Annotated in this window: 3 protein-coding genes; 1 reads left to right on the forward strand and 2 read right to left on the reverse strand. The window is 43.5% G+C overall.

Going from position 1 to position 2930, the window contains the following annotated elements; translation table 11 throughout:
• Positions 1 to 1180: DEAD/DEAH box helicase (locus IT392_12125; GenBank protein ID MCC6545222.1), on the reverse strand; the 1180-nt coding region annotated here is incomplete at its 3' end.
• An 879-nt stretch (positions 1181 to 2059) separates the two neighbouring features.
• Between IT392_12125 and IT392_12130 the strand changes: the two genes are divergently transcribed.
• A complete protein-coding gene (locus IT392_12130) occupies positions 2060 to 2470 on the forward strand; it encodes a hypothetical protein (GenBank protein ID MCC6545223.1) in 411 nt (136 codons plus the stop codon).
• 161 nt (positions 2471 to 2631) lie between these two features.
• Here the strand turns inward: IT392_12130 and IT392_12135 are convergent, their stop codons facing one another.
• On the reverse strand, positions 2632 to 2898 hold the full coding sequence (locus tag IT392_12135) for a hypothetical protein (protein ID MCC6545224.1): 267 nt from the start codon (positions 2896 to 2898) through the stop codon (positions 2632 to 2634).
• Positions 2899 to 2930 lie beyond the last annotated feature (32 nt).

A 2930-nucleotide genomic window follows, 5' to 3' on the forward strand; every position in this document is an offset into this window, starting at 1 on the left:
AAAGCCATAATAAAAAAGAGAGCAACTGTTTTGTGCACAGAGGTTCTTCTAAGCCTGAGTCTTCGGAAAGCAGCTTTACAATATCTCCAAATGACATGGGAGGCCGCCTGGCCAGGACACCTTCTTTTTCTTCAATCGCAACCCTGTTTTCAAGCCAGTATGATAAGGGGAATTGTTTGAGGACCTCTTCTCCCTCATCAGGGTCTATAATCTGGTGAAGAGCCCTTTGTAGTTCTTCTCTTGGAGGAATGGGATTTTGTGTGGAGAAACACCTTACCAGCGACTCAACTATAATCTGCTCTCTTGTAAATGTTGCTCCAAATATCTTTGAAGCTGCCTCCGCAACTTTATCCATCTGCTGTTTAATCGTGCCGCCTGATACCATAGTTGCAGAAGTGCCGATGCAAACCACGTCATTTACAGCCTGGGCCTTTATCTTACGGATCAGCAGGGCCACATCAGCCCCCTGACGTCCTCGGTAAGTATGAAGCTCATCAAAGACGAGAAATCTCAGATTATCGTAAATTGATTTCCGAATGCCTGCTTCCAAAGGCCGGGTAAGGATGAGTTCAAGCATCATGTAATTAGTAAGAATGATGTCTGGCAACTCTTCTCTGACACGAAGCCTCTTGGTTTCATCTTCCTGTCCTGTATATTGAGCAAAGGAAATGGGGAACTGTCTTCCGGTTGAGGACTCAAACTTCTCACTGTATTCTTTAAGCGCCTCGCTCTGTGAGTTGATAAGGGCATTCATCGGATAGACGATGACAGCCTTTATGCCATTACCGGTCTTATTCTTAAGGAGATAGTCAAATATCGTTCCGAGGTATGCAAGCGATTTGCCTGACCCTGTTCCAGATGTAACTACAAAATCACGGGATTGTATCCCAAGGTTGATCGCCTCAACCTGATGCCTGAATAAATTGTAACCCTTAAAGATGTGTGCAATATCTGTATGCAGTAACTTTCCTGAACCGCAAAATTCACTTGCAGGGCCAAGGATTTCAAAGGATGGGTTGAATTGGACCAGAGGTTCCGGCCAGAACCGGCCGGTATGTATATCTTCTTCTACAACTTTCCTGATTTGCTCATCATTAATATTGATAAAACTGCTTACGAATTGCTTATAGTCTGCAACTATATCTCTATGGAGGTTGAATATATTTGTTGCCCTGGACATTTCCTGCGATCCTTAACATGACTACTTTAACAAATGCAACCGTATTGCTTCTTTAAAATCCGGTTAACATCCGGGATGATACTTGGACTAAATGTAGTTAAGAATTTAACAAAAAAGGGGGCAAATGTCATCAGCTAAATAAATGCAGAGAGGAACTAACTTGGTTACGTATAATTCGGCAATCCAGCCGCTTCGTCAAACTCGCGGCTGATCATTCCAGATTGGCAGCTGATGAAAGGGCAAAGGGGTGTTCAGGCAAATGAGGATACTGTAAGTCGCTGTCGCTGTTTCCCTCTTGATTGGATAATGGATGTGTTAATTGAGGAAATATGTGTGTACGAACATGAATGAAGGAATTAAATGATTTAGCATTTCGTGTGGGGGGGCGCGAATACCTGGGAATGAAGTGGTACCGGTTACCTGGGACGTGACACATACCCATTGCCTCTCAAAAAAGAACATATGTGATAAACAAACAGCTTTGAGTTGAATCAATTAAGGTCTAATTCGTTTGTCTCTCAAATTAATAATAATATTGATATCTACCATTAATGGACGTATTGTGCCCATTCGCTGACATGTAATCTTAGCGTGTAAAATTTCGATTGAAAACAAAGTAACACCTTGCTACTATAACATCGGAAATGGTAAATTCCTTTTGCTGGTAATGGGTGCTATTAAGCTGGTACCGATTATGTGGGAATAGCCCCCCAAAAGCGGTCTCAAATTGCTGGGTCGTAACACTGGTCTATCTTTGAAAGAACTTATATGAGTCGGATTTCCAGGAAAGCGCTTGCCACTGCCATCATCAAAGTGCAAGCTATGAACTTGAAAGAGAAAGAGCAGTTGGCCGATGAAATTCATCTGCAGCAGCCACATATGCTCGGATCTTGCCTCGTTCAAGAGCGATTTGGTGTATCATTGGCGAAGACAGATGTCCTAATTAATATTATTCTTGTGTGCTACCAGGCCATGAAAGAATCCAAACTAAGCTGGCCGCTTATCACAGAGGATGATCAAGATCGTCAGTTAACAAGATATACGGCACTGGTAAAGTTTGCTGAGGACTTGAAAGGTCAGCTGCGTGAACAGTCTATTACCGGGTATCTCGAAGCTCATCCGGAAAAGGAGTTGTTTGCATACGTTAACAGTGAACTCGTCGGATGGTTGAAAAGTGTTGTGCCGGAACAAAGCGACAAGTACGTGATGTTGGCGGCGATGAATATTGTGAACTGTATTGCTTACGTCCCGATGCCGGAACTCAACAACGAGTATGAACGTGACCTATAGAAACCTTTACATCTTGCATTTATCTAACCTTTAATCATCCGTGCTGTTAGTGAAACACAGATTCCGTTAGCAGCAGAGTGTCTCTTGATAAATATGAATGAAGAATCCGGCGGGCAAATAGAACTACACAGGATTTGTGAGGGATGCCCTATCCTTGCAGTCTATCTGTTTGGTTCCATGGCCAATGGATGAGTAGAAGTCGGCTGTCTTTTTATGGATATATAGGTCAGTATCACGGCAATCAATGCAGGGACAACGCCTAATACAATGAAGACAAGGTCCCCAGGCATACGGAGCCATTCCAGTATCCGCATGATCCTTTGACCTGAGAAGTCAGGGCCTCTGGCGTGCCAATATCCGTTTTTCAACACATCCAGAAGTTGGAGTACGCCGCCCGGGAAAAGACTCATCGCAACCATCAGTGCCAAACCGGTGTTTAACCCCCAAAAAGAGATACGGA

The organism is Nitrospirota bacterium (genome assembly GCA_020846775.1).
Lineage (GTDB): Bacteria > Nitrospirota > 9FT-COMBO-42-15 > HDB-SIOI813 > HDB-SIOI813 > RBG-16-43-11.